22 protein-coding genes, 1 tRNA gene and 2 pseudogenes are annotated in these 20,366 nt (G+C 69.5%); 9 read left to right on the top strand and 16 right to left on the bottom strand.

Annotated elements, in window-relative coordinates:
* Positions 1 to 851 precede the first annotated feature (851 nt).
* Positions 852 to 925: transfer RNA gene (locus ACZ5ON_RS34120), tRNA-Met, on the bottom strand.
* A 14-nt stretch (positions 926 to 939) separates the two neighbouring features.
* The gene (locus tag ACZ5ON_RS34115) at positions 940 to 1,068 is read right to left on the bottom strand and encodes a hypothetical protein (RefSeq protein ID WP_465600953.1); all 129 of its coding nucleotides are present in this window, start codon (positions 1,066 to 1,068) and stop codon (positions 940 to 942) included.
* Positions 1,069 to 1,077: 9 nt separating this feature from the next.
* Here ACZ5ON_RS34115 and ACZ5ON_RS34110 point away from each other — a divergent pair, with 9 nt between their 5' ends.
* Both ACZ5ON_RS34110 and ACZ5ON_RS34105 read left to right on the top strand, forming a co-directional pair.
* Entirely contained in the window at positions 1,078 to 1,407 is a 330-nt protein-coding gene (locus tag ACZ5ON_RS34110; protein WP_465600950.1) for a hypothetical protein, read from the top strand.
* A 2-nt stretch (positions 1,408 to 1,409) separates the two neighbouring features.
* A complete protein-coding gene (locus ACZ5ON_RS34105) occupies positions 1,410 to 1,631 on the top strand; it encodes a hypothetical protein (protein ID WP_465600948.1) in 222 nt (73 codons plus the stop codon).
* A 111-nt stretch (positions 1,632 to 1,742) separates the two neighbouring features.
* Here ACZ5ON_RS34105 and ACZ5ON_RS34100 read toward each other — a convergent pair whose 3' ends face one another.
* The 3 genes and pseudogenes from ACZ5ON_RS34100 to ACZ5ON_RS34090 all read right to left on the bottom strand — a co-directional run bounded on the left by ACZ5ON_RS34100 (position 1,743) and on the right by ACZ5ON_RS34090 (position 3,614).
* Positions 1,743 to 2,156: a spore-associated protein A gene (locus ACZ5ON_RS34100; protein WP_465600946.1), complete on the bottom strand. Its 414-nt coding sequence runs from the start codon at positions 2,154 to 2,156 to the stop codon at positions 1,743 to 1,745.
* Between the two features lie 185 nt (positions 2,157 to 2,341).
* Positions 2,342 to 2,592: pseudogene (locus tag ACZ5ON_RS34095) on the bottom strand (dienelactone hydrolase family protein); the annotation flags it as partial.
* A 407-nt stretch (positions 2,593 to 2,999) separates the two neighbouring features.
* Positions 3,000 to 3,614 carry a hypothetical protein gene (locus ACZ5ON_RS34090; protein WP_465600943.1) on the bottom strand — a complete coding sequence of 205 codons (615 nt, stop codon included), beginning with the start codon at positions 3,612 to 3,614 and terminating at the stop codon, positions 3,000 to 3,002.
* 151 nt (positions 3,615 to 3,765) lie between these two features.
* Between ACZ5ON_RS34090 and ACZ5ON_RS34085 the strand changes: the two genes are divergently transcribed.
* From ACZ5ON_RS34085 to ACZ5ON_RS34075, 3 genes are all read left to right on the top strand, one after another.
* Entirely contained in the window at positions 3,766 to 4,089 is a 324-nt protein-coding gene (locus tag ACZ5ON_RS34085; RefSeq protein ID WP_465600941.1) for a helix-turn-helix domain-containing protein, read from the top strand.
* Positions 4,086 to 4,850 carry a hypothetical protein gene (locus ACZ5ON_RS34080; RefSeq protein WP_465600938.1) on the top strand — a complete coding sequence of 255 codons (765 nt, stop codon included), beginning with the start codon at positions 4,086 to 4,088 and terminating at the stop codon, positions 4,848 to 4,850. The genes ACZ5ON_RS34085 and ACZ5ON_RS34080 overlap by 4 nt, the downstream gene beginning before the upstream one ends.
* A 157-nt stretch (positions 4,851 to 5,007) precedes the next feature.
* Complete coding sequence (locus tag ACZ5ON_RS34075) at positions 5,008 to 5,481, top strand: hypothetical protein (protein WP_465600935.1); 474 nt, start codon at positions 5,008 to 5,010, stop codon at positions 5,479 to 5,481.
* A gap of 14 nt (positions 5,482 to 5,495) precedes the next feature.
* On the opposite strand, the gene istB (ACZ5ON_RS34070) is transcribed toward ACZ5ON_RS34075, so the two are convergent.
* Together istB (ACZ5ON_RS34070) and istA are read right to left on the bottom strand one after the other, a co-directional pair.
* Positions 5,496 to 6,290 (bottom strand): IS21-like element helper ATPase IstB, encoded by a 795-nt coding sequence (gene istB / locus ACZ5ON_RS34070; protein WP_465600933.1) that lies wholly within the window; start codon positions 6,288 to 6,290, stop codon positions 5,496 to 5,498.
* Positions 6,291 to 6,301: 11 nt separating this feature from the next.
* A complete protein-coding gene (gene istA / locus ACZ5ON_RS34065) occupies positions 6,302 to 7,921 on the bottom strand; it encodes an IS21 family transposase (protein ID WP_465600969.1) in 1,620 nt (539 codons plus the stop codon).
* Between the two features lie 88 nt (positions 7,922 to 8,009).
* On the opposite strand from istA, the gene ACZ5ON_RS34060 reads away from it, so the two are divergent.
* On the top strand, positions 8,010 to 8,876 hold the full coding sequence (locus tag ACZ5ON_RS34060; protein WP_465600931.1) for a hypothetical protein: 867 nt from the start codon (positions 8,010 to 8,012) through the stop codon (positions 8,874 to 8,876).
* Between the two features lie 83 nt (positions 8,877 to 8,959).
* Here the strand turns inward: ACZ5ON_RS34060 and ACZ5ON_RS34055 are convergent, their stop codons facing one another.
* Positions 8,960 to 9,424: a hypothetical protein gene (locus ACZ5ON_RS34055; protein WP_465600929.1), complete on the bottom strand. Its 465-nt coding sequence runs from the start codon at positions 9,422 to 9,424 to the stop codon at positions 8,960 to 8,962.
* A 281-nt stretch (positions 9,425 to 9,705) separates the two neighbouring features.
* On the opposite strand from ACZ5ON_RS34055, the gene ACZ5ON_RS34050 reads away from it, so the two are divergent.
* Together ACZ5ON_RS34050 and istB (ACZ5ON_RS34045) are read left to right on the top strand one after the other, a co-directional pair.
* Positions 9,706 to 10,560 (top strand): Mu transposase domain-containing protein, encoded by an 855-nt coding sequence (locus tag ACZ5ON_RS34050; protein ID WP_465600926.1) that lies wholly within the window; start codon positions 9,706 to 9,708, stop codon positions 10,558 to 10,560.
* A complete protein-coding gene (istB, locus tag ACZ5ON_RS34045) occupies positions 10,557 to 11,309 on the top strand; it encodes an IS21-like element helper ATPase IstB (protein ID WP_465600924.1) in 753 nt (250 codons plus the stop codon). The genes ACZ5ON_RS34050 and istB (ACZ5ON_RS34045) overlap by 4 nt, the downstream gene beginning before the upstream one ends.
* Here istB (ACZ5ON_RS34045) and ACZ5ON_RS34040 read toward each other — a convergent pair.
* The 5 genes from ACZ5ON_RS34040 to ACZ5ON_RS34020 all read right to left on the bottom strand — a co-directional run bounded on the left by ACZ5ON_RS34040 (position 11,266) and on the right by ACZ5ON_RS34020 (position 15,256).
* Positions 11,266 to 11,736, bottom strand: coding sequence for a hypothetical protein (locus tag ACZ5ON_RS34040; RefSeq protein WP_400667143.1), 471 nt, complete (start codon positions 11,734 to 11,736; stop codon positions 11,266 to 11,268). The two genes, istB (ACZ5ON_RS34045) and ACZ5ON_RS34040, sit on opposite strands and share 44 nt — an antisense overlap.
* Positions 11,729 to 12,193, bottom strand: a complete 465-nt coding sequence (locus tag ACZ5ON_RS34035) for a DUF6228 family protein (protein WP_465600921.1) — start codon at positions 12,191 to 12,193, stop codon at positions 11,729 to 11,731. Before ACZ5ON_RS34035 ends, ACZ5ON_RS34040 begins: the two co-directional genes overlap by 8 nt.
* A 42-nt stretch (positions 12,194 to 12,235) precedes the next feature.
* Positions 12,236 to 13,363, bottom strand: coding sequence for a tyrosine-type recombinase/integrase (locus ACZ5ON_RS34030; RefSeq protein ID WP_465600919.1), 1,128 nt, complete (start codon positions 13,361 to 13,363; stop codon positions 12,236 to 12,238).
* Positions 13,364 to 13,880: 517 nt separating this feature from the next.
* Positions 13,881 to 14,195, bottom strand: a complete 315-nt coding sequence (locus ACZ5ON_RS34025) for a helix-turn-helix domain-containing protein (protein WP_465600916.1) — start codon at positions 14,193 to 14,195, stop codon at positions 13,881 to 13,883.
* Positions 14,192 to 15,256: a tyrosine-type recombinase/integrase gene (locus ACZ5ON_RS34020; protein WP_465600913.1), complete on the bottom strand. Its 1,065-nt coding sequence runs from the start codon at positions 15,254 to 15,256 to the stop codon at positions 14,192 to 14,194. The genes ACZ5ON_RS34025 and ACZ5ON_RS34020 overlap by 4 nt, the downstream gene beginning before the upstream one ends.
* Before the next feature lie 146 nt (positions 15,257 to 15,402).
* Between ACZ5ON_RS34020 and ACZ5ON_RS34015 the strand changes: the two are divergent.
* Positions 15,403 to 15,552 (top strand): annotated as a pseudogene (locus tag ACZ5ON_RS34015) (ATP-binding protein); the annotation flags it as partial.
* Positions 15,553 to 15,586: 34 nt separating this feature from the next.
* Here the strand turns inward: ACZ5ON_RS34015 and ACZ5ON_RS34010 are convergent.
* The 3 genes from ACZ5ON_RS34010 to ACZ5ON_RS34000 all read right to left on the bottom strand — a co-directional run bounded on the left by ACZ5ON_RS34010 (position 15,587) and on the right by ACZ5ON_RS34000 (position 19,793).
* A complete protein-coding gene (locus tag ACZ5ON_RS34010) occupies positions 15,587 to 16,501 on the bottom strand; it encodes a hypothetical protein (RefSeq protein WP_465600910.1) in 915 nt (304 codons plus the stop codon).
* A 515-nt stretch (positions 16,502 to 17,016) separates the two neighbouring features.
* Entirely contained in the window at positions 17,017 to 19,482 is a 2,466-nt protein-coding gene (locus ACZ5ON_RS34005; RefSeq protein WP_465600907.1) for a helicase associated domain-containing protein, read from the bottom strand.
* 77 nt (positions 19,483 to 19,559) lie between these two features.
* Entirely contained in the window at positions 19,560 to 19,793 is a 234-nt protein-coding gene (locus ACZ5ON_RS34000; protein ID WP_465600904.1) for a hypothetical protein, read from the bottom strand.
* Positions 19,794 to 20,366: the final 573 nt, after the last annotated feature.

Below are 20,366 nucleotides of genomic sequence, written 5' to 3'. Positions count from 1 at the left end.
TTTTTGGGGGGCGGGTACCAACAACCTCTGGGGGGGGGGGAGGCAAAAGGGGGGGGGGGATAACAACCACCGGTGGTGGGGGGGTTTTCAGCTCCGCCCCGCCCACCCCGCCCTCCGTACGCGCCAGCATCGCGTCTTACCAGCAGCCAGCCCAGACAACCACTGATGCTCCGTGTTCCACGACGGCACCCGCCCAGGCCCTGGAGCTTGCGGGAGAGGGGTTGCTTTCATAGGGGGCTGAACCGTTGCCTGAACCGTTGGCTGAACAGTTGGACCGGGAGGCGGACCGAAGGACGTAGCCCCTTCATCGCCGGAACTGGCGTTCTCCCAGATCAGGCCCTATGGGCAAGCCTCTTCCCCGCGCCGACACCTCTTTCCACGCGATAGCCGTGGGAAAGAGGGCTGAGTGCGACCGTAGTGCTGGGCTCATCCGCCCAGCGCGGCCCACTGCACTCCGCTGCCGCCCGGGCCGGCCGGTCGCCGGAGGAGGCCGGGGCGGGGTCGCCGGGCCGCTTGGTTAGCCCAGGGCGCTCCCCGACCCCTGGGCGCCTTCGCGCAGCGCCCGCGCTTGGTCTCCGGTACCACGCCGATCGGCGAGGCGCTCTCGGCCGGGGTCGAGATCCTCGGCCAGGGCGACCAGTAGTGACCTGGCAGCGACAGGCCGGGTTCTCCCGCGCCCCATACGCCCACCCCGAGTGGGCCGCGTACGTGTGGTCGGTGGCGCGGGCGGCTCTGCTGGACATGAAGTACCGGCAGGGCAAGGAGGCCATCGGGTACGGACGAGCCGGTCCAGTCGCTCCACCGATCCACAACACAGCGAGGGCCCAGCACACGCCGGGCCCTCGCGTTCGTAGCGGGGACAGGATTTGAACCTGCGACCTCTGGGTTATGAGCCCAGCGAGCTACCGAGCTGCTCCACCCCGCGTCGGTGCCCTCACCCTACGGCACCCAGCGGGGCGCTCCGCCGCCCTCGACCACCTGGAGGCCCTCGGCCAGCGCCGCACCACCGTCGGAGAGCTGTACATCTGGTCGCGCGTCATCCCCGGCGGCCATCTCCTCGGCGGCCACGACCGCCTGATGACGTTCCTGGAACAGGCCGCCGACCACGGCCGGATCCGCCTCGACCACGGCCAGGTCCACATCGGCAACGCACCGACCGGCGGCGGCGTGGGCCACGTCTGGATGCGCCAGCTCACCAAGGGCGGCGCCCACATCGAGCTGATCGGCGCCGAGCCCTGGCCCATCGGCACCCACACCCACGACGAGACCACAGCGTGGTGGTACTGCACCGGCTGCCGCGACGGCCTCGGACAGCAAGCAGCCATGTACGTCTACGCGGTCCGCCAGCAGGTCACCGACCACGCCGCCACCTGCGCCTACCTGCCCCCGCTGCCCGAGACGAACTGACCATGACCGACGAACCCGCCTACCCGCGTCGCGGCCACGCGGCCATCCTCCGCGGCCTGTTCGCCCGGCCCCGCCAGCCCGAGCCGCACACTTCACCAGCCCCGGACCGGGACGACCGGGACGACTGGGACGACGACCCCACCGGCGCCTGGACGCCCACACCACCCACCCCCAAGCCCCGGCCTCACCCGATCGCACCGGACGACCAGGTTCCGCAGGGTTGACAGCCGCATCGCGGAGCGGATCGCCCAAGCTATGGCCGCAGGCCTGGAGGCCGAGGACGTGATCACGCAACGGGGCCGCAATCAGCGATCTTCAGCAGACCCGGTGCAAGATCACCCGCAGTGGGAGTTGTCTTGCTCGTTGATCTCGCCCTGGATCGCACCCTTCCAGTCGACGCAGGAACCGTACGCATACACGTACTTCGGGCCGGCGTAGGTCGTGTAGGAGCCTTGGTCCTCGATCCACTGCGACCCAAAGCCGGACAGCCTGATGCCCGCGTTCATGTCCATCAGGTGCGAGCTCGGGTTGTTCCGGACGGTCACGACGCAGTTGAAGCCGTGGGAGCTGTCGTACGTGAGGAAGACGGTGCCCTCCGCCAACGGCAGGGAGTCGACGACGTTGTACCCCGGACCGCACGCGCCGTTGTAGCTGGCGGCCTCGGCCACTGCCGGCGTGATCGCGACACCACCGGCCGCGATCGTGGTCACCGCTGTGCCCATGGCAAGCCGCTTGAAGATCTTCCGCACTTCGTCCACCGTTCTCTTCCGGTCCGTTGGTTCTGGGTCTGCGGGTCAGCCCCGTGCCCGGACGCCATCGTGGTGGACGGCGGTATCGCGCCGGTCTCCCCGCCGTATCGACCGCGCGCCCGCCTAGTAGGGCTTTGTTAGGTACCCTGATTGATCATTGTCCAATAGGCTGTGATCTTCTGTCAGGGGTGACACCTGAGGAGATGGAGACGGTCCGTCCGCGCCTGGAAGCGTTCGCGGCGGAGGTCGAAGGCCAGCGCTACGTATCCCAGCTGGGCGAGCGCATCGGCCCGGCGGCGCTCGACGTCGCTGAGCCCCAGGCCCTCGGCGAGCAGCACCGCAGGTCGGCGGTCGACACCGGCCGGGAGCGCGAGGTGCCCGATCATTGTCAGGCCGTCGGCCGGAGTTCACCCGTGCGTGCAGTAACCGTCGTCATGAGACGGGACTGTAGTGACCGTCGAGCCCGGTCGGGCCGGAGCTCACCGCTGGCAGAACAGCGCGGGTGTGCCTCTGAATCACGGCGCCGGCTCATAGCCCCGGCCAACGTGGCAACGTCACTTGAGACCAGCCGCGAATCCAACAAGGTCACGTGAGACAGCGAGAACGTTGCGAGACGGGACAACACCGGCCGCCGCCGCTGCCCACCAGTCCGCCCCGTGTCGCGGGCACTGGGCGGCAGCAGCCCAACCGGCATCGAACACAACGAAGGCCCACACCCCGATCCATCGGGGTGTGGGCCTTCGTTGCTGCAGGGTGGCTTTGCTCACGAGTTGTGACGTCAGTTGTTCACGAGTTTGGGAGGCACCCCGAACCACGGACGGGTGATGTTCACGAGTTTCGACGTCAGCTGGGTACTTGCCAGGCCAGCATCGGGAGTGCTCCTGGTGAAAGGCCCTGGTCATGCCGAAGATGTCGAAGGTCGAGCTGTACGCCGCGATCCGGCGCGACCACCGAGGCGGCATGAAGCTGCGGGAGATCGAGCGCAAGTACAACGTGTCGTGGCGGACGATCAGGAAGGCCGTGGACTCGGTCTGGCCGGAGCCGCGGAAGAAGCTCCCGCCCCGGGCGACCGCGCTGGACCCGTACAAGGCGGTGGTCGACGGGATCCTGCGGGCCGACCTGGACGCGCCGCGCAAGCAGCGGCACACCACTACGCGGATCTTTCACCGCCTGGTCGAGGAGCACGGCGCCGAGGTGTCCTACCAGCAGGTCCGGCGCTACGTCGCGGACCGCAAACCGCAGATCCTGGTGGAGTCGGGCAAGGCCCCGATCGAGGCGTTCGTCCCGCAGACGCACCAGCCCGGGATGGAGGCCGAGGTCGACTTCGGCGACGTGACGGTGAAACTCGCCGGCGAGCTGGTGACCTGCTACCTGTTCTCCCTCCGCCTGTCCTACTCGGGCAAGGCCGTCCACCGCGTCTTCGCGTCCTGCGGACAGGAGGCATTCTTCGAAGGCCACGTTTACGCGCTTCGGACGCTGGGCGGGGTTCCGCGGAGCAAGGTCCGCTACGACAACCTGAAGGCCGCCGTCGCCCGGGTGCTGGGGCTGAGCCGGGCCCGGGTCGAGGCCGACCGGTGGATCGCCTTCAAGTCGCACTTTGTAAGACACGGTGAAGTGGAACTTGCGGATGGTCGCAGCCAAGCGCGACATCTGGAAGGCGTCCGAGCTGCAGCGCATGCTCGCGGACGCCGGACTGGTCATCTCGGCGGGCAAGATGTCGCACCTGTGGTCGGGCCGCCCGTTGACCGTCCGCCTCGACGACCTGGACGTGTTCTGCTCGGTGCTGCAGTGCACACCCGCCGACCTGCTGATTCCCGAGCCGATCGACCAGCGGCAGTCGGTGGGCGTGGATGATCAGGCTGAGCGGAAAGTCGTGGGCGGCAACCCGGTCGTCCTGCGTCGCCGTTCCGGCCGGTCAGGGCCGCCGTTGTGAGCGCGCCGATACGTCGCCGCCGCCCCTGGGCCACCCGCAGCTGCCGGGACTGCCTCGGCTGGGGATGGCTTGACCGCCCCCGTTGCAAGGCATGCTGGGGCTTCGTCGCCAAGGCCACCGGCGATCACTGCGAGGTCTGCGACCGCGAGGTGGCCGCCCAGGACGGCGTCTGCCGGCTTTGCCGCCGGCAGGCCAGCCTGATCGCTGGGCCGGACAACAAGACGCGCGTCGACCTGACGGTCGCCGCCCGCACCGGGCACCAGCTGTTCATCATCGGCACCCTGCGTTCGCGCGGCGGCCTGCCGCCCCTGCCGCAGAACACCGCGGACAGGTCGCCGGACCGGCGACTGCACTCCGTACGGTCGCGCTGGAGGCAGCTGCCGCTGTTCGAGATGGCCCATGACCTGCACGGCGTCAGCAGCCTGGCACCGCTATTGGATCCCGAACTGGCCGCTGTCCTGGAAGCGCGTGCCGGACGGATCGCGGAGCTGAGGGGCTGGCCTCCCCGCACGCTCGGCTCCGTCCGCCGGGGCATCCGCATCCTCTGCTCGGTCCACGTGATCGGCGAGCCGATCCGAGCGTCCACGATCGCCCAGCTCACCCACAACGCGATCCCCTCCAACCACGTCCTGGAGGTCTTCGAGGACCTGGACGTGCTGCTGGACGACCGGCCCGACACCGTGCAGACCTGGTGCGACACACGCCTGGAATTCCTCGCGGCCGGGATTCGGGCGGAGGTCGACGCCTGGGTGGCTGCGTAGGTGAAAACCGAGAGCACTTGTCGGCGGGTTTCGAGAGCAGTCGTCGGCCGTCGGCACCCGAAAAGTCGGTGACAACTGAGAGCACTCGCCAGCGTGTCGAAATGGCGATGACGTCCGCTCCCCGACCTCCGTATCCTTCGCCGGGAAGGTGGGTGTCTTGGAGATCACGGTGCAGTGGATCAGAACGGCATGGACGAAGCAGTCCCGGGGTGGCGAGGCCGCTGCTCGTAGGAACGCGGCCCCGGTGGGCTTCGCGGTGCCTCCGGGGTCGGCTTCTTTCGCGCACGTCGTCCGCATGCACGAACGTGATCGTTTCGAGCCGCGGGAGACTCAGGAGGAGCTTCGCAAGGTCGCCGTCACCCTCCGGGAGGCGGACGGCCGACTGCGGGTGCTTCCCCGAGTGGATCCTCTGTTCGGACTGCCGCCCCGCCCTCGCAGGCCGCCAGCGGTGCGTCTCCGCCCGGGCCAGTGGGTGCGTTGGCAGCTGAACTACCGCTTCAGCAGTGCGGCGGGGATGCAGGACTGGTCGTACTGGCTGGACACGTTCAACATCGCCTATGGCCCTGCGGACGCCGACGTGTTCCTGTCGGCGCCGACAGTGTTCGTCGATGAATGCGGACCACTGCGGTAGGGCCCCCGACGTGGTCAGCCGACGGCTTGCTGTTCGGCGCGGGCGCGGGTGCTGGCGAGTCGGTAGGAGTCGGTGCCGGTCTCGATGATGGTGCCGTTGAAGGTGAGGCGGTCGACGATGGCAGCGCAGAGGCGGGGGTCGGTGAAGGTCTTGGTCCAGCCGGCGAACGACTCGTTCGAGGCGATGGCCACGCTGTTCTTCTCCTCCCGTTCGGTCAGAACCTGGAAGAGCAACTCGGCCCCACGGCGGTCGAGTTCCATGTATCCCAGCTCATCGATGCAGAGCAGGTCGACGCGGCCGTAGCGGGCGATGGTCTTGGCGAGCTGCTTCTCGTCCGCGGCCTCGACCAGCTCGTTGACGAGCTTGGTGGCCAGCACGTACTTGACTCGGAAGCCGGCCATCGCGGCCTCGGTGCCGAGCGCGATCAGCAGGTGGGACTTGCCGGTGCCGGAGTCGCCGATCAGGCAGAGCGGCAGACTCTTCTTGATCCACTCACAGGCCGCGAGGGTGTGGATCGTTGCGGGGTCGATGTTCGGGTTCGCGTCGAAGTCGAACTTCCGCAGGGACTTGTCCCGGGGGAAGCCGGCGGCCTTGATCCGTCGTTCCGACCGTCGCCGGGCCCGGTCGTCGCACTCGGCCATCAACAGTTCGGAGAGGAAGCCGAGGTAGGACATCTGCTCGCGGGCGGCACTCTCGGCGAGCTCGGGGAACTGGGATCGGATGGTGGGCAGCCGCAGCATCCGGCAGGCCTGGTCGATGGCGGCGGTGGCGGCCTGCTCGGTGATTCCTCGCTGGCGGGGGAAGGTCACGGCGTTCTCCTTCAAGGAGTCGGGTGGTCCGGTCGGCGGTGTCGCAGCAGCTGGTCGTAGTGGGCCACTGAGGGCAGCGGCCTGGTATCGGGCGGAAGCTGGGCCAGGCGCCGCTCGGTGAGCGAGGTCACGGTGGCCCGGCCGGTGGCGGGCGGCTCCGGTTCTGCGGGTGTCCTGCTGTCGGCCTCGGCGGCCTTGCGTGCCTCCAGCGCGACCGCGTCGGCGGTCAGCGCGCCTGATCGGAGGGCCGCGGCGAGACCTGCGACGAGGTGTTCGTGGGGCAGATGCCGGCCCAGCAGCAGGACCTCGATCAGCGCGCGGGTGCCCTCGCGCTCGCCGTGGGCCTTGCGGGCGGCCGCCCACCAGGCGTCGTGGACCGGGGTGAAACGGCCGGCCGAGCGGGCCTGGTCGAGCGCGGTCGCCCCGGGCAGGGCGCCGGGCTTGCGGACCAGGGCCTCCAGGTAGTGGTCGAGGTCGAGTCGGGTGCCGCCTTTGGCGATCAGCCGCTCGTGCCGGGCGACCTCCTCCCGACCGTCGTAGACGACCAGCTCGGAGGCGTGCAACATGACCCGGACGGTCCGGCCGATCAACCGCACCGGCACCGAGTAGCGGTTGTTGCGCACCCCGATCTGGCTGTAGCGGTCGACCCTTGGGGTGAACAGCCGGCCGGTCTCGAACGGCTCGTCAGGAAGCGGTGCCAGCAGCGGCCGCTCGGCGGCGAGGTATTCGCCGATGGTGCGGGGCCGGGATCGGATCCGGCGGGCCTCGTCCTCCTCGTCCCACCGGTCGATCATCGCGTTGAGGTCTGCCAGCGTCGCCACTTCCGGGACAGGGACCAGGTGGTTGCGGCGGAACCAGCCGATCTGACCCTCGACGCCGCCCTTCTCGTGGGCGCCCCCGATGCCGGGCTGGCAGTAGAGGACATCCAAGCCGTAGTGCGAGCGGAAGGCGGTCCACCGCTCGGCCTCCACCCGCTGCCGGGAGAAGCCCAGCACCCGGGCGACGGCGGCTCTAAGGTTGTCGTAGCGGACCCGCCCGGTCGGCACCCCGCCCAACGTGTTGAGAGCGTGGACGTGGCCCTCGAAGAACGCCTCCTGCCCGCACGAGGCAAAGATCCGGTGCACCGCCTTGCCGGAGTAGGACAGCCGGAACGCGAACAGGTAGCAGGTGACCAGCTCGCCGGCCAGACGCACCGTCACGTCCCCGAAGTCGACCTCCGCCTCCGCACCGGGCTTGTGGGTCTGCGGCACGAACGCGTCCACCACTCCGCGGCCCGCCTGCAGACGGATCTCTCCGCGGCGCTCGGCCACGTAGCCGCGGACCATCTGGTACGAGACCTCGTCGGCGCCGTACTCGTCCACCAGCCGATCGAAGATCCGCTTCACCGTGTGCCGCTGCTTGCGCGGCGCATCCAGATCCGCCCGCAGCATCTGGTCGATCAGCGGCTTGAACGGATCGAGCCGCGTCGTCCTGGGCGCCAGCTTCTTGCGGGGCTCAGGCCAGGCCGACTCCAGGGCCTTCTTCACTGTCAGGAAGCCGACGCCGTACTTCCGCATGAGAGCGCGATTCGACAGTCCGGTACGCGAGTCACGGCGGATCGCCGCGTACAGATCGACCTTGGACTTCGGCAGCACCCCGGCCCCCTCGTCGTGCAGAGCACAACCATGGTCCCGAGGCAAGCACCCAGGTGTTCTCGAAACTCGGCAACATCACTCTCCCGTGGCACGGGGTGCTCTCGCCGCCGAGCAACAGGTGCTCTCACAACTCACGTATAAAGCCACCTGGGTCTCGATCTCGCGCGACGGCACCCGGCGCCGGCTCCCTCGCACCCGGTCCACGGTCATCACCCAGCTCAGGCTGGTCCGCCCGTTCCTGCGCGATCGGACGTTGGCATACACGACACTGCGTCAGGTCACCCGCGACGACGTCACCACCTGGCTATCCGACCGCCCCAACCGGGTGCACGAGGCCAGTGCCCTGCGGAGCCTGTTCAACGTGCTGAAGAAGGAACGGCTCGTCTTCGCCAACCCGATGCGAGGGGTGAGAACCGGCAAGCACCACGCCTCTGTGCCCGTCCCGCTCACTGAACAGGACGTCGACGCCATCGCCTTCGCGGCGGGGAAGGATCCTGCTCTGCGAGTGGTCGTCGCCCTCGCTGGCGTCCACGCGCTGGCCGCCCGTCGCATCCGCACGCTCCAGGTGAACCAGGTCGACCTGGCCGGCCGCCGCCTCGACCCGGACGGCTACAACCGTCCGCTGGACGACTACACCACCGAGGCGATCGCTGACTACCTGGCTTACCGGCGCGAGCGCTGGCCCAACAGCACGAATCCCCATCTGCTGATCAGCCGCAACACGGCCACCACCACGACAGCGGTTGGCACTTTCTGGCTCGACCGCCTGGTCAAGCGGCTGCCGGTCGGCCTGGACCGGCTCCGACAGGACCGCATCCTCGAAGAAGCCGCCGCCACCGGAGCCGACCCCCTCCACCTCGCCCACGTGTTCGCACTCGGCGCCGGAAGCACCCTGCGCTATGCCCGGGCCGTCGCTCCCTCAATCGCCGAGCCGACCGCTGACACCTGCTGAGCGGCTACCCGCCAGCAGGGCCAGGCTGTCGTGCCTCCGGCCATGACCGCTTACTGACTTCGGCGTTTCAGGGCGACGGTGGATTATCGGTTGCGCAGCCGGAACCAGAGCTCGGCCAGCGCGTTCCTCGCTCGGTCGGTCAGTGGCCAATGCTTGGGGCCGGCGAGCCAGGACTCGTAGAACTCCCGCTGGGCGGCGACGGTGCCGACAGAGGCCGGCGCTGCACGGTCGAAGATGGACACCCGTTGTTGGGCGGCCCGGCCCGGCTTCAGGACGTACAGGATGCTTCCACCCCCCATGTCGCGGGACATGCCTGACGGATAGGCATCGATCCTGGCGCCGTTGCAGAGCAGTTGGTAGCCCAAAGGTTCAATCTGCAGCCGGATGTGTGACAGGGCATCGAATATGTCGTCGCCGTCGGCGCTCCAGGCCGCACCGTCGGAGCTCCTGAGGGTGATGCCGGGGACCTCGCCATCTTTCAGGAAGAGTCGCCACGTCTCCTCGACACCACCTGGTCCCAGGACGCTCATCGGCAGATCGGTTGCCATCGCTTCCCCCGTAGCTCAGGATGTCTCGCCAGGGCCTTCCCGCGAACCGCACTGGTACGGACGGGCCGGAATGACCGTACACCGCCCCGTCACTTGGAACCGAAGCGCTCAGCCGCAGAGACCTGGTGTCCGGTCCGTGAGTTCGCGCGAGGCAGCCTTCAGAAATCGAGAACTCGCGGAAGATCGGGATCGAGAGCTTCTACTGCCGGCCCGGCATCGAGGGCGCCCACGAGAAGGGCGGCGTCGAGGGTCAGATCGGCTACTTCCGCCGCAACCACTTCGTGCCGGTGCCGGAGGTCGACTCCCTGGCGGAGCTGAACGAGCTGGTCGAGCAGTGGGACCGGCACGACGGGCGGCGCCGGATCGGGTCCAGGGCACGGACGGTCGACGAGTACTTCGAAGACGAGCGCCCGCGGCTGCTGCCGCTGCCGGAGGACCCGTTCGAGACCGGGCGGGTGTTCACGCCGCGGGTTGACCGCTACGGCCAGATCGCGGTCCGCACCAACCGCTACTCGGTGCCGGTCCGCCTGATCGGCAAGCGCGTCCGGGTGCTGCTGCACGCCTCCCACCTGGTGGTCTACGACAGGAACGTGGAGGTGGCCCGGCACGAGCGGCTGATCGCCAAGGGCGGCTGCCGGCTGGAGCTCGACCGCTATCTGGAGGCCCTGATCCGCAAGCCGGGCGCTTTCCCCGGCGCGACCGCGCTCGACCAGGCCCGCTCCGCCGGGAAGTTCACCCCGGTCCACGACGCCTGGTGGGCCGCGGCGGTCAGGGCCCACGGCGATGCCGAGGGCACCAGGGCGCTGATCGAGGTGCTGCTGCTGGGGCGCCACCTTCCGCACGAGCACATCGTCGCCGGCCTGGCCACCGCGTTGCGGGCCGGGGCCCTGACCGCGGACGCGGTCGCGCTGGAGGCCCGCAAGGCCGCCCAGACCGAGGACGAACCCGCGGTCAACGTCCCCACGCCGCGGCCAGCTGCCGCGCCAGGGACCGCGACCGTGACGTTCCTGCACGAGTGGAAGCTCAACCACCTTCCCCCGGACACCAGGCCGCTGCCATCGGTGACCCACTACGACCAGTTGCTCCGACACCGCCGCGCCGGCGGCGGTGACCTGCGAGAGGGAGAAGCGCCATGACCCTGCCCCGCCAGCGGAACCTGACCGAGCAGGCCGCGACCACGGCCATCGACACCGCCTGCCGACTGCTGCGATTGCCGTCGATCCGCAACGAGTTCGCCGACATTGCCGACCGGGCGGTCAAGGACCAGATGACCTACCGCGGCTTCCTCGCCGAGCTGCTGATGGCCGAGTGCGACGACCGGTCCCGCCGACGCTCCGAGCGGCGGATCAAGGCCGCCGGGTTCCCCCGCGACAAGTCGCTGCGGACCTTCGACTTCGACGCCAACCCCAACATCGACCCCGCCGTGGTCAACACCCTCGCCAGCTGCGAGTGGATCAAGAAGAGCCAGCCGCTCTGCCTGATCGGCGACTCCGGCACCGGCAAGTCCCACATGCTCATCGCCCTGGGCACCGAGGCCGCGATGCAGGGCTACCGGGTCCGCTACACGCTGGCCACGAAGCTGGTGAACGAGCTGGTGGAGGCCGCCGACGAGAAGCAGCTGAACAAGACCATCGCCCGCTACGGCCGTGTCGACCTTTTGTGCATTGACGAGCTCGGCTACATGGAGCTCGACCGCCACGGCGCGGAACTGCTCTTCCAGGTCCTCACCGAGCGCGAGGAGAAGAACAGCGTCGCCATCGCCTCCAACGAGTCGTTCGGCAAAGCGCACATGTTCCGCTCAACCTGTGCGAGGCAGCGCCGAATGTCGACGGGTTCGGGGGTCAGGCTGGCGGGTCGGACCGGTGCGTGCGCCAGAGCGACCTGAGGGCTTCGAGCTCGGTTCGGGGGAAGTGTTCGCCCCACTTGCCGCGGTACCCGCTCTCGCCGTACTTCGTGGCGACTTCGTCGAAGCAGCGGATCACCGCTCGTGCCACGGCGTCGACGCTCTGCTGGGTCGACCAGATCTCGGTGCCAGCGTTGTCGTGCTTGGACCCGTCCGGTAGTTGAAGGACGCGGATCCACACGTCGTCGCCTGCGCGGTAGAAGATCCACCGGAAAGCGGTGGGCTCTGCCTGGAACTGGGCACGCGTCTCGGCTTCACCGCTGACCAGCCGGGCGATCGCCGTCAGGAGATCCTCGGGGGCGCTGGTGATGTACGACGCTGTGACTTCGGCATCAGCATGCCCGTCAGCGATCCGGCAGTCCGCCCACCCGTGTCCGTTGAGAGTCCAGACAAGCCGCAGATCAGTCACGGCCGCCGTCCTGCTGGGTGAGGAAGCGTCGGACATCGACCGCGAGGGCAGACATGTGCTCGCCGGCGTCGAGCCAGGTCGTAACGGATGCCTCCCAACCACCGGCCGCACTTCTCCACGGGCGAAGAGTCCAGGTCAGCCCGACGTGACCACCGGAGCGGAAGACCGCGCTGACGGTGAGATCCCGGTCGTTGGTCTGCCAGACCCGCTGCCCGTCCCAGCCGCGGAAGTCGACCGCCAGTCCCTCCAGGAAGGGCGCCAGGTCCGCGCCCCAGTTCCAGGCGACCACCTCGTCAACGCGAATGGTCAGCCCCGGCGCGGACGCCTCGACCGCGTACTGCACGCGGTCCTCGTCGAGCCGGGAGGAGTCGCAGAGCCGCACGCTGACGGAGCGGTTGTTCTGGCAGCGGACGGTCACGGCGGTCGGCGTGTCGAGGTCGGTGTCGTGGGAGCTCATCGGTTGAACGGTAGATCACGGAGGCCCCACCCGTCGCGGAGATTACGCGTCGGGGAGGCGTCCTGCGTCGACGTGATCGGCGAGGTAGATCATGACACCCTCGGGATCCATGCCGAGGGCTGCGGCGACGAGTTTGGGGTCCAGAGTGTTCACGAGGTCGGCAAGGCGGGTGCATCGCAGAGTCCGCGGCGGAACGCCGCAGGGGTCCAGGAGGTGGCTGACATAGGCGGTCGACGCCGGTGCCCGGCCGCTCCTGGTGATCTTGGTGACGATCACGTGGGGGTTGTCGGTGCGCTGGTCCGTGCGGTGGGCCAGGCAGCGCTGCAGCACCGACCAACTGACCGGGTCCATAGGCACCGGATGCGGCCGTTTGCCCAGGCGGATGGTGCGGTTGACGGGGTCGAGGTCGTCAACGTGCAGGAGCCGGACCTCGCTGCTGGAGGCCGCGTGGAGGAGGGCCAGGATTCCGAGCAGTGCCTCGTGCGGGTGCGCGTCGGTGCCGGTGGTCCAGCGGCGGAACAGCTGCCGCTGCTGCCCGACAGCGACGGTGGTGCCGCTGAACCCGGACGGGCCTTTGGCCTTCACTCCCCGGGTGGGGTCGATGAGTACGACCTTGCGGGAGCGGGCGAAGCGGAAGTACTGCCGCAGCACGATCAGCCGGCGTTGCCGGGCCTTGGGCATGGTCGCCAGGAATTCCTCGACGTCGTGTACGTCGGTCAGGGCCCAGTCCTGCTTGTTGCGCGTGCTGGTCAGGAAGCGGGCGAGGTCACGGACGATGGCCAGGGCCGCCTCGATGGTGCTGTCGGTGCGAGGCAGGGTGCCGGCTTTGAGGGCGCGCTCGCGTGCTCGCAGCATGGACTCGGCGAACGCCTGGACCTGCGGCCGCAGCGGGAGCGGGGTGGCGTCGATGCGGCGTCGGCGGCGTCCGGCGGCGAGCCGTTGCGCTTGGTCGGTGGGAAGGGCGAGGCCGCGCTGGGTGAAGAAGCCTTCGAGCGCGCGGGCGAGGGAGCCCATCGACCGGCCGGGGCGGCGGGCGCGGTCCAGCAGGGCCTGGGGGTGGTTGGGGTGTTCGTCCTCCAGCAGCCTGCCCAGGGTGCTGATCATGGTGCAGGCGCGACTCGCGCTGTGCCGTTCGGCGAGATGGCTGGCGAAGTCAGCCAGCCAGGGCACGGGCTCGGCGAGCCGCGCGGCCAGGTTCTCGGCGGCGGTGAAGGGTCGGTCGGGGTGCTTTTGCCAACAGGCTGAACACAGCCCTAGCCCGGCATGACGCCGCACCTGGCCGCAGGCGGCGCACTGCCGCGGTGGCTGCTTGGTCTGCCGCTGGCGCGAGCAGTGGCCGCACCATCCGGTGGTGGTCTGCAGGAAGCCGGGCCGCTGGCAGCGAGGACAGACCTGCTTCGCGGCCTGCCTGTCGGCTTGGCGTCGGCAGATCCCGCAGTGGCTGGCGGTCGGTGAGCGGACCGGGCGGCCGCAGCCCGCGCAGGTCCGCGAGCAGGTGATGCACCGTCCGGTGTCCGCCTGCAGGACGCGTGACCTCCGGCAGGCAGGGCAGGACGCGCGGGCGGCCTCCTCCTTCATCCGGGCCGTGCAGCGGCAGCAGTGCTGCCGGTCGATGAACCCGACCGGCGCCCCGCACCCGACACAGTCCCGCTGCCTTTTGCCCATACCTCGCCCGCACCTCCTTCGGTCAGATCGGCGGCATCGACCGGCCCCGGGCCGAGGCGACCCGGGGCAAATCTGCTGCCGGTCGAGGAGGAGCCGCAGGGCGTTCGACGGGGGTGGTGTCGACCTCGATCAGGTCGTTGGGGGTGCACTCCAGCGCGGTGCACAACGCTGCGAGCGTGGACATCTTCACCTGGGAGGGTTCCTTGGTGAACAGGGCCGACACCGAGGCGGAGGACAGTTCCAGGCCGGCCTTCTCGGCCAGGAGCCGCCGTAGCTGGGCGCCGGTCCAGACCTCGCGCGGGGCGGCGGCCATCCGCAGCTTCCACTTGATGTTCACGGCGTGGGTTCCTCTCCGGTGAGCTCGCCGAGAGTGCTGGTCACGGCGCGTCGATAGGCGTCCTCGATGAACGTGGCCGAGGGCCGGACGTATCTCATGGTCGAACTGACAGTCCAGTGACCGAGTAGCTGCTGGATGGCCACCAGGTCCACTCCGCGTTCGTAGTTGTGGGTCGCGCAGGCTCTCCGCAGGGCATGGGGACTGAACCGGTCGGCGGCCGGACGGCCCTCCAGCTCCATCAGGTATCGCAGGCGGTTGCGGACGGTGCCCTGGTGAAGGTGGCCGCCCGACTCGTCGGCGAACAGCGCGGGTGAGTCGGGGAACTTGCCGCGGACGTCGTCGAGGAACCAGCGCAGGATCAGGTCCAGCTGGTCGAGCATGGGCACCCAGCGCGGACGGGGCCCGGAGGTGTGAGCACCTTTGCCGAACCGCACGTGCAGCTTGCCGAACGGCCCGCGGCTGAAGTGCACGTCCGGACGATCCAGGAGCGAGGCCTCCTCCGAGCGCAGTCCGGCGTGATACAGCGTCCGGAACAGTGCGTAGTCGCGGGCGGCGGGCGCGTACTTGCGGGCGGTGGCGATCCGGGCCTTGAGGAACTCGAAGAACTCCTCGACCCGCTCAGGGGTCGGCGGCGGCAGCAGGGCCGGGGAGTCGTCGCCGACATGCCGCGAGGCGTTGAACTCGTCCACCGGGCAGACCAGCCGGACCCCGAACGCGGCCTCGATCTCAACGGCCTTACGGGCCTGCAGGAACCGGTGGAAGCCCTTGAAGATCTGGACGTACCCGCGGCGGGTGGATGGCGCCCGCCCTTCCACGGCCAGGCCGCCGACCACGCGATCAATGTCCTCGGGCGTGACATCCCACGCCGGCCGTCCCAGCGCCTTCAACGTTCGCTCCAGCAGGCCGATGTCGTTGTCGACCGTCACCGGACTGAACCCCCGGGCCCGCCACGAGGCCACGAACGCCTCCACACACAGCGCCTGGAACTCCCATGGATCCCAGGCAACGGGCACCTCGGGCACCGTCCGGCCCTCGATCACCCGCAGACGCGACTCCACCATCCGGCACACCTTCCTCGTACCTGACGAATGAAGGTAGCGCCTACAAAACCGCGCTGTCAGCAAGACAATCAAAGAGACATTCAGACCCCTGAAACGGCCTGGTCGCAGGGCATCCTCTCCCCGAGGAACAAGTGCCAGCCCCAGTTGGCTGGACGAAGACCTTTACCGATCCCCGGCTCTGCGCGGCCATCGTCGACCGCCTGACCTTCAACGGCACCATCATCGAGACCGGCACCGACTCCTACCGACTCGCCAGCACCCGCGCGCGAGCCGAAGCGCCCGCCAAGGCCGGCTGACCGTTGAAGGCTCCAACGTGATGGTCCTCCGCCCTCAGCGGAGCGAACCATTCCAGGGAACATCCGGCGTGAGCATTTCGTGGATGCAGCGACGCAGCCCGCTGCCGTAGTAGTCGACCGGGAGGATCCATGGCACCTGCTGGAACAGCTTGCCGAGCTGGTCGGTGCCGGGGTCGGTGAGGAGGGACCGGAGTTCGTCGGGGACAGGGTCGTCGACCAGGCACAGCCAGGCGAGGGCGGCGCCGACGCGGGTCTCGAGCGGTTGGGCGGCGTCGGACCACAGGGCCCGGGCCCATGCGGGAGCGTGTTCGTTGTGGTCTTCGCGGGCAAGTTGGGCGATCGCCAGGATCAGGCTCACCCGGACCGCCGGGTCATCCTCCACGGCCAGCCTGCTGTGCAGGGCGGAGGAGATGCGCGGCATCTCGCCGGTCGCCGTCGCCAGGACGAAGGCGGTGGCGGAACGGACCTCGGGATCAGGGTTGGGGAGAAGAGGGAACAGGAAGTGCAGGTCGGCGGTGATGGCGGCGCGAGCGGCCTGGATCGTCCAGTCCACCGGACACATCGTGGTGCCCTCCGCCTCCGCTGGATCCTCGGCGACCTGGAGGAGTCCTTCGCGTCTACCGTCCCCGAAGTGCTGGCACCGTGCGATCTCGGCGACCAGGCGCAGGGTGGCCGCCCGGAGCTCAGAGGACCCGGTGGCCGCGATCCGGAGCAGGAACGGCACCGCCAGTGCTCCCACGGCGATCGTGCTGCCCTGGTGGTGGAGGCCCTCCCACAGATTCCCCAAGGCCCGGCTGGCGGCTTCGGCGTCTCCGGAGGCGAGCGTCGCGAGGAGACCGGGGATCTCCTCGCCCGGGCCATAGAAGTGCGGGAACCGCTGCCACGGGACCTGGTCGTACCTGAACCCGTCCTTGACCTCCTGCGGGATCGCACCAACGACCGTCCGCATGTCGGCATCCGTGCCCACCCACGGCTCCGGCCACCGGTCCCAGCGTTCATCCTCCATGGCTTGGCCTTCCGGTCCACCGACACCATCCGAACCCCAGGAGTCTAACGACCGATGATCAAGAGCGGTCCGCTACTGCCATACTCCGGTGGCACCGAACCACGGTGACGTCATTTCTCATGAGCATCTGCAGCACTCAAGATCGCCAACTGCTGCCCAAACTGCTGATCAAACGCTGCTACTTCACGTGAACGAAGCCACCGGGCCTTCAACACGGCGACTCTATAGGGAACTGGGCAGTTCCCACCTTCGATGACACAGATCAGCGTTGTCCCACCTTCGATGGCAACCGCCCCGACTTCGCTGTCACAGGACAGTCGACCGCAACACGGGGTGCAACAAAGGGGTGCAACGCGGCTCGCGTTGCACCCCTGACCTGGGCATTCACCCCTCCCGAAGCGGGGCCGGGCCGCGTTGCAGCGGGCGTGTTGCACCCGCTGCGCCCGGCCCGTGCCCGGCTATTGCCAGCGCATGCCCAGCTCGGTGAGCCGTGCGGCGCGTTCGGTGGGGATGTCGGCGCGCCGACTGCGGCTGTTCGCGATGAACAGGCCGAGGCTGACCTCCACGGTGGTGCCGTCGCCCAGCGCCAGGGCTTCCTTGTGCTTGCGGGGGACGTTTAGGTGCCCTTCGCGGGCCCGGTACTGGGCGGCGGCGGCGAGATTGCGAGCCTCTTTCTCCGCGTGCGAGACCTTCCCCGCCGGCTTCTGCTTGGTGGGCAGCGGCGCGATCCCGAGGACGTGCTCCAGCGCCCACTGCTGCGCCGGTGAGAGCTTGTCCCACCCGACCTGCTGGGCGCGCCCCCACCCGGCAAGGTCCTCGCCCTGGACGACGACGCTGCCCGGCTCGGCCCCGGCGAGCATTCCGCCGTCCTTGACGTGCCGCCAGGCCAGGGCGAAGCACCGCTGCCACTCCACCGACCACGCCGGACACCACGCCGGGTCGATCTCATCCAGGGCGGCCTTGCGATCGGCGGGCAGCGCCCCGGTCCAGTCCAAACCGGTCTCGCCGGCCTCGGCCCGGCGCTCCAGCGCCTCAGTGCGCCGCTGCGCCGTACGCAGGTTCTTCATGATGGTCCCGACCGGCCGGCCTCCCCAGACCGCTTCGTTGGGCGGGCAGGCGTGGCCGTGCTCGGCGGCGTACCCGGCGACCGCGGCCAGGTTGTCGGTGAAGGCCGTGTCGAACGCCGACCAGATGAACCCCAGCTCGTCCAGCTCCTTGACCCGCTCCGGGTCCAGGACGTCGGCGGCCTTGTACCGGCGCTGGTCGGCCACCCACACCCCCAGCCGGTGCCCGGACGGCGCCTGGTAGGCGTAGGGCACCTTCACGTCCCCGAACTTCTCCCGGTAGGCGAGCAGCTCCTCCAGCCCGCGCCGGAACTCCGCCCGCTCCGGCTCCAGCACCCGGGTGCGGATGAACGCGGCGATCACCGCCGGGTCGCGCTGGGTGGAGAACTGCAGCAGCTGCGCCTCCCCGCCGGCGGAGCGGCGCTCCTCGGGCTCCCCGGCGTGCTTCGGCTCCCTCGGCGGGCGGGTCTCGGACTGCGGCATGGCCAGGCGCTCGACGGCGGCCGCGTCGTGCGCCCGCAGCGCCATCAGGAGCTTGGACAGCCCGTCGTAGGCCCGAGAGGTCAGCAGCTGGTTGCCGTTGTCGCCGGCCCCGAGCAGGACGGGCACCACGATCGTGGCCACCTTCCCGCTGCCCGGATGCATCCGCAAAGCGCGCCCGACGGCCTGGACCAGGTCGACCATCGAGCCGCGCACGTCGGCGAAGAACACCGCGTCGCAGTCGAAGGTGTCCACGCCCTCCGACAGCACCTTCACCGAGGCCAGGACGTACCGCAGCAGCCGCCACCCGTCCTCCCTGACCAGCGAGGCGAAGGTGCCGAGTGCGGCCCGGCGCTCGGGTGGCGTGTGCTCGGCCTCCAGCCAGCTCGTGCCGACCAGCGCCGGGTTCGGGTGCAGCGCGGGGTCCTGCTCCCACAGCACCCGGGCCACGTCCGGCAGGCCGGTGCTCAGCGCCCGCGCCTCGGCCACCATGTGATGGAAGGACAGCACCCGGGACAGGTCCCACTCCGCGCAGGCGGTCAGCAGGGCCGTCTGCAAGGCCGCCAGCCGGGCGCCCCGGTACTCCACCGACACATCACTCGCGCCGCGCTGCTCCAGGCCCTGGAGGACCGGGTCGGCGACGTCCACGCACAGGATCCGGTAGGGGGCGATCACGCCATCGGAGATCGCGGTTCCGAGCGGGTAGTCGTGGGCGACGGGTCCGAACAGTGCCTCGTCGTCCATGCTCGCGATCAGCTCGGCCGACTCGATCCCGGCCGCCGCCGCTCGCAGGCGATCGGTCTCCTTCACCGCCCACAGGCGAGGGGTGGCCGTCATGAACAGCCGCCGGTCACAGGGCACCTTGGTGTTGTCCAGGATCGCCGCCCACGGCCGCCCAGCCGCACCAGAGACCCGGTGTGCCTCGTCCACGATCGCGAGCGAGAACGGCTCCAAGCCCGCCTGGTGCGCCTTCTCCAGGTGCCCCAGGCCCAGCGAGGCGTAGGTGGCGAACACCGTCACCCGCCCCGGCCCGGCCGTCCACTTCACCAGCTCCGCCGGATCGGTGGTGCACCGCAAGCCCGCCGGCTGCTCGTTGCCCGTCAGCGAGCAGAGCCCGACCATCAGCCCGCCGTGCCCCTCCCGCTGCCAGACCCCAGCCGTCTGCTCCAGCAGCGGCAGCGAGGGCACGATCACCAGCGTCCGCTCCGAGTGGAGCCGGGAGGCGACGTGAACCGCCGTCAGCGACTTACCCGAACCCGTCGCCGCTCGGATCTGGCACCGCAGCCCCTCCGGCGGCACCAACCCTGACGCCGGCAGCGTCAGAAGTCGTACTGCCGCGTCGCACGCCTCTTCCTGGTGCGGGCGCAATTTCTTCGTCATGACGTTAATTCCCTTTCACGGAATTCATGCGACGCAGAGACAAGCCAGATCCAAGCCTTTGGAGCGAGCCTGGTTATTCAGTCGAATCCCAGGATGTGATCCCATTGGAGCCGGGCTGCGCGCAGGTCGGTCCACGCCGCGTCCCAGTGCCGCGAGCCCCGACCCTTGGTGCGGAGGAGCAGCATCAGAGCCACGATCCGGGCCTCCAGCACGTCCAGCTCCGCTTCCTGTTCGGCCGTCAGCCCCGCTACGCCTCCCTCGGCGCCGCCGTCACCAGGCACGTAGATCCGGCTATCCTGGCTGTCCGTCACGTTTTCCTCCGCGTTCCTCCAACGCCGATTCCAAGAGCGATCGGCGACACCAGGTCGAGGCAGCGCCCCCGGGCGATGCGCCGATCCGGAGCCCTTCCCATAAACCAGAGTCTAGCGGGCTGCTGTCTTTGATGCACAAGAACGGGCGAAGCCCGCCCCACCACCACCCCAACGAGTGACCCCACCCCATGACCACCCATCACCCAACCACCCACCCAAGGCGCGAAGCGCCCCCACCCACCACCCCAGCCAGCCCGGGCGAAGCCCGGCACCCACCCCACCCCACCAAGGGCCGAAGGCCCCACCCTGACACCCACCCAACTCCGCAGCGAAGCGCGGAGTTGACCCACCACCACCCATGCCCGCGCAGCACCCGCCACGCCTCCCGATCGGGCGCAGCCCGATCCGGCCGGCGCAGCCGGCCCGCTGCCCGCGCGCAGCGCGGGCCAGCCCTCGGCGAAGCCGAGGGCCCTCGGCCGAAGGCCGGGGCAGTCCCGGCGCCAAAGGCGCCGCGCAGCGCCGAAGGCGCAAGCAACCCGGGCCGAAGGCCCGTGGTTACCCGGCGTAGCCGGG

It is taken from the genome of Kitasatospora sp. NPDC032150, assembly GCF_055579945.1.
This window is presented reverse-complemented; position numbering and strand designations above follow the sequence as displayed.

Bases quoted from the DNA above. Each gene is read 5' to 3' on its own strand.
- ACZ5ON_RS34110 (WP_465600950.1), top strand. From the start codon at position 1,078: ATGACGTTCCTGGAACAGGCCGCCGACCACGGCCGGATCCGCCTCGAC.
- ACZ5ON_RS34105 (WP_465600948.1), top strand. From the start codon at position 1,410: ATGACCGACGAACCCGCCTACCCGCGTCGCGGCCACGCGGCCATCCTC.
- ACZ5ON_RS34055 (WP_465600929.1), bottom strand. From the start codon at position 9,424: ATGGCAACCGATCTGCCGATGAGCGTCCTGGGACCAGGTGGTGTCGAG.
- istB (WP_465600924.1), top strand. From the start codon at position 10,557: ATGACCCTGCCCCGCCAGCGGAACCTGACCGAGCAGGCCGCGACCACG.
- ACZ5ON_RS34035 (WP_465600921.1), bottom strand. From the start codon at position 12,193: ATGAGCTCCCACGACACCGACCTCGACACGCCGACCGCCGTGACCGTC.
- ACZ5ON_RS34020 (WP_465600913.1), bottom strand. From the start codon at position 15,256: ATGGTGGAGTCGCGTCTGCGGGTGATCGAGGGCCGGACGGTGCCCGAG.
- ACZ5ON_RS34010 (WP_465600910.1), bottom strand. From the start codon at position 16,501: ATGCGGACGGTCGTTGGTGCGATCCCGCAGGAGGTCAAGGACGGGTTC.
- ACZ5ON_RS34005 (WP_465600907.1), bottom strand. From the start codon at position 19,482: ATGACGAAGAAATTGCGCCCGCACCAGGAAGAGGCGTGCGACGCGGCA.